Consider the following 8,179-nt stretch of genomic DNA (forward strand, 5'->3'; position numbering starts at 1 on the left):
TTTGACACTATATCGGGCATGGGTCCCGAGACGATCGACGAGTACACCGAGCTGAACGACCGGCTTCTGGCCCGGTCCCGGGTCAGCCGGCGGTCCGCGATGCGGGCCGTCCTGGCCGGCGGCGGTCTGGTGTACGCCCAGTACCGGCTGGCCGGCGCGGCTTTCGCCGCCGCCGGCGGCACGGCCGGGACCGGCGGGGTGGTGCTCTCCGGCCGTCACCTGTCGTTCGTGCCCGGCCCGGACGGCGTGCCGCGGAAGGCGATGGCGGTCACCGCGCAACTCGTGAGCCGCACCGGTGGCCTGCCGGCCGGGTTGCGCGCGATCGTCGAGGTGGGGACCGCGCCGGGCGACTACGGGACCCGATTCGACGCCGAGATCCGGCATCTGACCGGCCGCGACGCGATCATCGGCGGCCCGGTGTGCAGCCAGTTCTACGTCAAGGCGGTGATGGACCGGCTGACACCGGGCGCCGTGCACCATTACCGGATCAGGCTCTCCGACGGCACCGTGACCGGGGACGCGCACTTCACCGCCGCGCCCGGCCCGGTGACCGCGCCGTTCACGTTCACCGCCTTCGCCGACGTCGGCACGCACACCGCGCCGACCGATCCACGCCACTCCTGGCATCAGCAGCCGGCCGTGGTCCGCCGCGCCGGTGGCACCTGGCCGTCCGGCGTCTTCGACAACAACTCCTACCTGAGCACCGACCCGGTGGCGGGGGCCCGCGGCTCCGACCCGTGGCCGGCGCTCACCCAGGTCAACCTGATGCGCACCCAGCGACCGGTTTTCGCGCTGCTCGCCGGGGACATCTGCTACGCCAACCCGAGCGGCAGCGGCCTGCCCGCCGACGACAGCATGGCCATGTCCCGCACGGCGCCGCCCGGCCGGAACATGTTCAACCCGTACGTCTGGGACGTGTTCTTCGACCAGATCGAGCCGCTGGCCGCCTACGTCCCGTGGATGTTCACCACCGGCAACCACGACATGGAGCCGATCCACGGCAACCACGGTTACGGCGGCCACCTCGCCCGGCTCGACCTGCCCGGCAACGGCCCCAAATCCTGCCCGTCGGCGTACCGGTTCGTCTACGGCAACGTCGGCTTCCTGGCCGTCGACGCGAACGACCTGTCCGCCGAGTTGCAGACCAACACCGGATACTCGGGCGGCCGGCAGGTGCGCTGGGTGGAGTCGGTGCTGCGGGAATGGCGATCCGGGACCGCGGTCGACTTCATCGTCGCGTTCTTCCACCAGTGCGCCTACGCGACGTCGAACAACCACGCCTCCGACGGCGGCGTCCGCGACGCCCTCGACCCGCTGTTCTCGAGATACCGGGTGGACCTGGCCATCCAGGGTCACAACCACCAGTTCGAGCGCACCGACCCGATCCGCTTCGGCCGCAAGACCCGCTCCGCCCCGGACGGCGCCACCATCCGCCCGGCCGACGACGGTGTCACCTACATCTGCGCCGGCTCCGGCGGCCGGCCGCGCTACCCGTTCCGCCCGGCGCCCGGCCCCGAGGCCCCCGCCCCGCCCGGGGTGAAACCGTCCGGTGCCCGCAAGCTCCCCGAAGGCGAACGCTACCGCGGTTACCGTCCGAAGAATCCGGAGAACAACACCGTCAGCGTCGCCAACAGCTATCTCTGGTCCGGCGCCACGACGGTGATCGGCAAGGCCGGGCAGAAAGCCGGGGTACGGGTGCCCGAAGCCATCGACTGGTCCCAGGTCCGCTACGACGCCTACGCCTTCCTGGCGATCGACGTGGTCCCCGCCGCACCAGGTCAGACGACGACGCTGACCGTGCGAACGCTGGCCGACGCCCTGCCCGGCACCAAGCAGCCCTACACCGAGATCGACCGGATCGTCCTCGCCCGGATCGCCGGCCGTGGTCCGGTCACCGCCGCTCCTGCTCGCTGACGGCGTAACGATCCACCAGACCGGCCAGGATGTCCCGGGTGCGGCGCAACTCGGCCATCTGCTTCTCCACCCGGCGCAGCTCCTCGCCGAGCCGGGCCGCCAGCCACGGCGTCCGGATGGCCTCGTCGGCCACGCAGGGCAGCACGTCCCGGATGGTGGCGGTGGACAGGCCGGCGGCGAGCAGCGTCCGGATCAGCTCGACCCGCTCGGTCGCCGGCGGCGCATAGTGCCGCTGTCCGCCCGTACCCCGCTCGCTGCTGAGCAGGCCCTGTTCCTCGTAGTAGCGCAGCGACCGCGCGCTCGCGCCGGTCGCGGCGCTGAGTTCCCCGATCCGCATCACTGTCTCCCGGCTCACAACGCTTGACCCTGACATCAGTGTCAAGTTTTAGCGTGACGCCATGACCACCACAACCGCCTCACCCGCTCTGACCGCCGCCGTCACCCCGGCCGCCGCGCCCACCTCCGCACGCGTCGCCGTCGCGCCCATCTCGGCGGCCACGCCCTTCACAGCCGCGCCCGCTCTGACCACCCCGTTCCGGTTCGCCGGGCTGGACCTGCCCAACCGTTTCGTGATGGCGCCGATGACCCGTTTCCGCTCTCCCGGTGGGGTGCCCACCGCGGAGGTCGCCGACTACTACCGCCGCCGGGCCCAGAACGATGTCGGCCTGATCGTCACCGAAGGCACCCTGGTCGGCCATCCGAGCGCGAGCCATGAGACCACGGTGCCGCGCATGACGGCGGGCCCGGCGGAGGACGGCTGGCGCGGCGTCACCGCGGCGGTCCACGCCGCGGGCGGCCGGATCGCCACGCAGCTCTGGCATCTCGGCAGCGAGCGCCGCCCGGTCGACGGCGTCGAGGCCTGGACCCCGTCCGGCATCGGCGGCCACACCATGACCACCGCCGACATCGACACCGTCGTGGCCGCGTTCGCCGCGTCGGCCCGGGTGGCGGCCCGCGCCGGTTTCGACGCCGTCGAGATCCACGGCGCCCACGGTTACCTGCTCGACGAGTTCCTCTGGCCGGCCACCAACCACCGCACCGACGCCTTCGGCGGGTCTCCCGCCCGGCGTGCCGCCTTTCCGGCCGAGGTGATCCGCGCGGTCCGCGCCGAACTGCCGTCCACCATGCCGGTCATTGTCCGCTTTTCACAGTTCAAAGAACGCGACTACCAGGCCCGTATCGCCGGTTCTCCCGCCGAGCTGGCCGAGATCCTCACGGTCCTCGCGGACGCCGGCGCCGACGCCTTCCACGCCTCCCAGCGCCGCTTCTGGGAACCGGCCTTCCCCGGCTCCCCGCTCAACCTGGCCGGCTGGGCCAGGAAGCTGACCGGTCTCCCGTCGATCACCGTCGGCTCGGTCGGCCTGACCAGAGATTTCCCCCAGATGTCGCGCCTTGTCGAAGGCCTGGGCGCCGGCGAGTTCGACCTGGTCGCCGTGGGCCGGATCCTGCTCGGCAACCCCGCCTGGGCCCACCTGGTCACCACGGGCCGGCACACCGAGATCCGCGACTACGAGAAGTCCCACGAGGACGTCTATTTCTGAAGCGCCCCGTCCGGTGGGGCCTCGTCGAGGGCGGCACCGAGCAGGGCGCGCAGCGCGGCGGCGTGCTCGTTCAGTGCCCGGCGGCCCTCGGTGGTGAGCCGGGCGGTGGCCCGGCGCCCGGTGCGGCGGACCTCCACGTAGCCCGCCTCCTGAAGGCTGGTCAGCTGCTTGCTCAGCGCCGAGTCGCTGAGCCCGGTCGCCTCCCGCAGATAACTGAACTCGACGTGCACCGCCGGAGCGAGCAGCGACACGATGGACAGCCGGACCGGAAAATGCAGCAGCTCGTTGAAGCCCTCTGGTCGGCCCCCGCTCATGCTCGCTCCCGTGGTGTTGCCGCGGCCGCCTGGGCCCGGCCCACTCCCGCGATCCAGACGACCGCCGACGCCAGCCCGGCGAGGGTGCTGTCCGCCGGAACGTCGAACAGCCGCAGCACCGAGCCGACCAGGATGGCGGTGACCACCATGGCGCCGGTGAGCAGCACCAGCGGCATCATCCGCAGCTCACGGCCGCGCACCCGCACGCCGGTGACCCGCTCCAGGCGCCGGGCCAGCAGGAACGTCGTGCCGAGCCCGGCGGCGATCACCGCGAGGGCCGCCCAGCCGCTCAGATCCCCACTGGACCAGACGAGCGTGAGCGACGCCGCCATGCCGTAGATGAACCAGCCCGGCAGCTTGCGTGGGTTTCCCCGCCGCAGCGTCTGCTCCTGGCGCTTACGCATCTCGGCCAGGGCCTTCGACGCCTCGTCGACATCCATGTCTGACACCTTCCCCGTAGGCAACTGTTTCCTACAGGGAAAGATACACCTACTCTTTCCGAAGAGGCAAGAGTCGTGCCGGACGCGCGAAACCCGTCCGGCACGGTGCCGTTCACCTACGCGGACCGGTGACCGCACAACCATCTCGAGGCACACTCGCCCGGCCCGACCAGGAAGAGATCGCGCTGCCGGAGGCCGTCCAGCGGACGGTTCCCAGCAGCGCGACCGGCTGTCAGCGGAGGATCACCGACCTGGGCCGGATGCACCCGGCCGACGACAAGGCGTTCGATGACCGCCGAGCCTGACGATCACCACCCGTCAAGAAAGCACGCCGTGCGGGTCCAGCACGTACTTGCGGGCCGCCCCCTGATCGAACTCCCGGTATCCCCGCGGAGCCTCGTCCATCGGGATCGGCGTGGCGTTGACGTTGCGCGCGATCCGCACCCGGTCGTGCAGGATCGCCATCATGAGCTGATGGTTGTACTTCATCACCGGGCACTGTCCGGTGACGAACGAATGCGACTTCGCCCAGCCCAGACCGAGCCGCAACGACAACGAGCCCACCTTCGCGGCCTCATCGACCCCTCCGGGGTCGCCGGTCACATACAGTCCCGGTACGCCGATCGCGCCGCCAGCCCGGGTCAGATCCATCAACGAGTTGAGCACGGTCGCCGGCATCTCGGTCGACGAGTCCCGCCCGTGCCCCCGGGCCTCGAAACCGACCGCGTCGACGGCCGAGTCGACCAGCGGCTGCCCGATCGCGGGAGCCGCCCGCCCGAGGATCTGCTGCACCTGATCGACCGGATCGCCGTGCGCCACGTTGATCGTCTCGCAGCCGAAGCCACGGGCCTGGGCGAGCCGCTCGTCGTTGAGGTCGCCGACGATGACGACCGCCGCCCCGAGCAGGAACGCCGACGTGGCGGCGGCCAGCCCGACCGGTCCGGCGCCGGCGATGTAGACGGTGGAGCCGGTGGTCACGCCCGCGCTCACACAGCCGTGGTAGCCGGTCGGGAAGATGTCGCTGAGCATCGCCAGGTCGAGGATCTTCTCCATCGCCTGGTCACGGTCGGGGAAGCGAAGCAGGTTCCAGTCGGCGTACGGAACCATCACGTACTCCGCCTGGCCGCCCACCCAGCCACCCATGTCGACGTAGCCGTACGCCGATCCGGGCCGGTCCGGGTTGACGTTGAGACACACGCCGGTCTTGCGCTCCTTGCAGTTGCGACATCGACCACAGGAGATGTTGAACGGCACCGACACGATGTCGCCGACCCGGACGTACTCCACATCGGGCCCGACATCCACCACCTCACCGGTGATCTCGTGCCCGAGGACCAGGCCTTCGGGCGCGGTGGTCCGGCCGCGAACCATGTGCTGGTCGCTGCCGCAGATGTTGCTGACCACGGTCTTCAGGATCGCTCCGTGCGGTGTGCGGCGGCCCACGTTCTCCTTGTTGACCCCCGGGCCGTCCTTGATCTCGTACCCGGGGTAGTCGATGTCGCACACCTCGACCCGTCCGGGGCCCTGGTAGACAACGGCTCTGTTGCCCATGGCGCGCCTCCTTCAATAGTCACGGCCAGTCTTTCCGGGGCGTGACGGGAAGAAAACCCTCAGTAGTGACGAATGATGCCTAGACGGGCCGCGGCCCGTACCTTCCCTCCAGGTCGGCCCTCGTCGCCCGGTCCGAAAAGTCGAGGCGCCGGGTCTCGTTGCGCTGGTTGTCGGCCTCGTCCCAGACGGTGACGGTCACCGACCGCAGGGGCTCGAGTTCGCCGGCCCACAGCACCTCGTCGGTGACCGTCGCGACATCCGCGCTCGCCTTGATCATCACACTGGCGGCGGCACGCGGGGGTAGTGGCCTGGCCGCTCAGCCCGCCCGGCCCGTCGAGCGCCTCGACGAGGGGGCCTCGACCCGGGCCGCGGTCACCGGTGACAGCACCGCCGAGGCCAGCACGTCCGGGTCGGCCGCGAGGGCGTGGCATTCCAGCGTGACCTGGCCGAGGGTGAGGGCCAGGTCGTCGCTGCCGCGGGCGAGCAGGGCATCTGCCGCACGCTCGCGGCGTGCTCGCCGAGCAGAGCGGCCGCATGTCCGATCTCGACGGCCTGTCGCTCCACCTCGGCCCGGTCGCGGCTGAGCCGCTCCCGGTAGGCGACCGCCCCGTCCGGCACCCACGCGGTGGCGTGCCCGCGCGCTTCGTGGGTGGCCGCCTCGTCGCGGATTCGTGCGGCGTTCTCCCGAAGCCGGGCGGCCGGCCGGTCGAGTTCGTCCGGGTCCCCGTACAGCCCCATCGCGCACCTCCCGGCGTGACGTCTCGCTGCCGTCTACGCCGGGGGCCGGTTTCGAGTTCAGCGCCGTCCGGGAAGCACGAGCCGGGCCCCGAGCGAATGCGCGATCAGCACGCCCGCGGCGGCCACGAACACGATGTCCTTGATGATGTACTGCGCCTCCAGCGTCGGCCGGAACCCCGGGAACAGGTCGGCCGGGAAGAGCACGAGCGGCGACATCATGCCGGCCAGCACGGGCAGCAGCAGCGCCAGCCCGGCCCGCAGCGCGATGCCGCTGATCAGCACCAGCCCGATCGCCACCTCGACCAGGGCGGTGCCGACGACGGCGGCACGCCCGCCGATCAGCCCGAAGGTCAGCAGGTCCACGGTCCGCATCACCAGCGCCTCGGCCGGCGACGCCCCGGGAACGAATTTCAGCATCCCGAACATCATCAGGATCAGCCCGAGCGTCATGCGCAGCGCGCCCGGGCTGCGCGCGCCCAGCCATACGGCGATCCGCACCCGCGCCGGGGTCCCTTCACGAGCCGGCACCAGATCACCGTGGGACATCACGCCTCCCTTTCTCCCCACCGAACGCGTTTCCCGCGCCCTGCTCCTAACGATCCGGAGTCTCACCCGCGCCGCGTGATCCCGCACACCAAACCCAGGATCAGACCATTTCCCGGTACGCGTGAGGACGTCCACAGAAGCACCCGCACCGTCCCGTCCGCAGCCCGCGGCCTCACCGCGGCGCAAGGCCGTAGCGCCCGCATCCGGTCCACCCGCATCGGCGCGGCCTCCGGCCGCTCACCCCGAGAAAGAAGCGGGTGTGCCCACTCGCAGGTGGCGATCTTGTTCGGCTGGTCGTGGGCGCTCTCTCAAACCGTCCGAGACAGCCCTGACATCCCTGCCGGCCATTTGCTTCTCCCGCGCCGTCCCCAGGCCCGAACGCGCCGGCCGGCACGGCCATAGCGCTCTGCATGATCGCTCGCGAGCGTCCCAGCGGTGGTCGGGACGCACAGTCGATGCGCTGTCCGCGCCCACCCGGCCGGCAGGCAAGACCAGCGATTTTGGGCTGGGTCGGCCCTGACCAGCCAGGACCACACGGCTGGCGCTGAACGCTGACCCTGCTGGCCAAATCGCCCGCCCCGCCCACCCGCCTGCACGCCCGCCGGGTGGGCGGGGCGATGGCGCACAGCGCACCGACGGCGCGCTGTGACACTCGTGAGCGACCGCGCAGGGCCCTGCGCGCGCCGAATCGCACGGCCCCATCTGCCCGCCGGGCGGGCGCCCACAGCGCACCGAGGGTACGCCCTGGCACCCTGCCACCCCACCGCCCTGCCACCCCACCGCCCCACCGCCCCACCGCCCTGCCACCCTGGCACCCTGGCACCCCGCCACCCCGCCACCCCGCCGCCCTGCCACCCCGGCGCCCCGCCACCCTGCCGCCTGCCGCCTGCCGCCCTGCCACCCCGCCGCCCCGCCACCCCGCCACCTCGCCACCCCGGCGCCCTGCCACCCTGCCGCCTGCCGCCCTGCCGTCCGGTGGTCGGAGGGCCGGCGTGCAGAGCGATGTGCGCTCGGAGAACGTGACACCCGTAGCGGGTGTGACGACACCCGTTGCGGGTGTCACGTCTGCGGAACACAGATAGCCGAAATCCGTGTCCCGTCTCCCCGGACGGGGACTCGCCCGCCATTCCGTCCA

10 protein-coding genes are annotated in these 8,179 nt (G+C 71.5%); 3 read left to right on the forward strand and 7 right to left on the reverse strand.

Annotated elements, in window-relative coordinates; all coding sequences use genetic code 11:
• Positions 1 to 18 precede the first annotated feature (18 nt).
• Positions 19 to 1,914: a metallophosphoesterase family protein gene (locus AB0I88_RS35590; RefSeq protein WP_361035167.1), complete on the forward strand. Its 1,896-nt coding sequence runs from the start codon at positions 19 to 21 to the stop codon at positions 1,912 to 1,914.
• Here AB0I88_RS35590 and AB0I88_RS35595 read toward each other — a convergent pair.
• On the reverse strand, positions 1,892 to 2,251 hold the full coding sequence (locus AB0I88_RS35595; RefSeq protein ID WP_361035170.1) for a MerR family transcriptional regulator: 360 nt from the start codon (positions 2,249 to 2,251) through the stop codon (positions 1,892 to 1,894). The genes AB0I88_RS35590 and AB0I88_RS35595 overlap by 23 nt on opposite strands.
• Before the next feature lie 61 nt (positions 2,252 to 2,312).
• On the opposite strand from AB0I88_RS35595, the gene AB0I88_RS35600 reads away from it, so the two are divergent.
• On the forward strand, positions 2,313 to 3,455 hold the full coding sequence (locus AB0I88_RS35600) for a 12-oxophytodienoate reductase (protein WP_361035173.1): 1,143 nt from the start codon (positions 2,313 to 2,315) through the stop codon (positions 3,453 to 3,455).
• Here the strand turns inward: AB0I88_RS35600 and AB0I88_RS35605 are convergent.
• Both AB0I88_RS35605 and AB0I88_RS35610 read right to left on the reverse strand, forming a co-directional pair.
• Complete coding sequence (locus AB0I88_RS35605; protein ID WP_361035176.1) at positions 3,446 to 3,769, reverse strand: transcriptional regulator; 324 nt, start codon at positions 3,767 to 3,769, stop codon at positions 3,446 to 3,448. The genes AB0I88_RS35600 and AB0I88_RS35605 overlap by 10 nt on opposite strands.
• Complete coding sequence (locus tag AB0I88_RS35610; RefSeq protein ID WP_361035179.1) at positions 3,766 to 4,209, reverse strand: hypothetical protein; 444 nt, start codon at positions 4,207 to 4,209, stop codon at positions 3,766 to 3,768. Before AB0I88_RS35610 ends, AB0I88_RS35605 begins: the two co-directional genes overlap by 4 nt.
• A gap of 128 nt (positions 4,210 to 4,337) precedes the next feature.
• On the opposite strand from AB0I88_RS35610, the gene AB0I88_RS35615 reads away from it, so the two are divergent.
• Positions 4,338 to 4,514 (forward strand): hypothetical protein, encoded by a 177-nt coding sequence (locus AB0I88_RS35615; protein ID WP_361035182.1) that lies wholly within the window; start codon positions 4,338 to 4,340, stop codon positions 4,512 to 4,514.
• A 13-nt stretch (positions 4,515 to 4,527) separates the two neighbouring features.
• Here the strand turns inward: AB0I88_RS35615 and fdhA are convergent, their stop codons facing one another.
• The 4 genes from fdhA to AB0I88_RS35635 form a co-directional block, all read right to left on the reverse strand.
• Positions 4,528 to 5,760 carry a formaldehyde dehydrogenase, glutathione-independent gene (gene fdhA, locus AB0I88_RS35620; RefSeq protein WP_361035185.1) on the reverse strand — a complete coding sequence of 411 codons (1,233 nt, stop codon included), beginning with the start codon at positions 5,758 to 5,760 and terminating at the stop codon, positions 4,528 to 4,530.
• Between the two features lie 79 nt (positions 5,761 to 5,839).
• Positions 5,840 to 6,037, reverse strand: coding sequence for a hypothetical protein (locus tag AB0I88_RS35625; protein ID WP_361035188.1), 198 nt, complete (start codon positions 6,035 to 6,037; stop codon positions 5,840 to 5,842).
• A 95-nt stretch (positions 6,038 to 6,132) separates the two neighbouring features.
• Positions 6,133 to 6,498, reverse strand: a complete 366-nt coding sequence (locus tag AB0I88_RS35630; RefSeq protein WP_361035191.1) for a hypothetical protein — start codon at positions 6,496 to 6,498, stop codon at positions 6,133 to 6,135.
• A gap of 57 nt (positions 6,499 to 6,555) precedes the next feature.
• Positions 6,556 to 7,044 carry a DoxX family protein gene (locus AB0I88_RS35635; protein WP_361035194.1) on the reverse strand — a complete coding sequence of 163 codons (489 nt, stop codon included), beginning with the start codon at positions 7,042 to 7,044 and terminating at the stop codon, positions 6,556 to 6,558.
• Positions 7,045 to 8,179: the final 1,135 nt, after the last annotated feature.

This window comes from Actinoplanes sp. NPDC049802 (assembly GCF_040656595.1).
Lineage (GTDB): Bacteria > Actinomycetota > Actinomycetes > Mycobacteriales > Micromonosporaceae > Actinoplanes.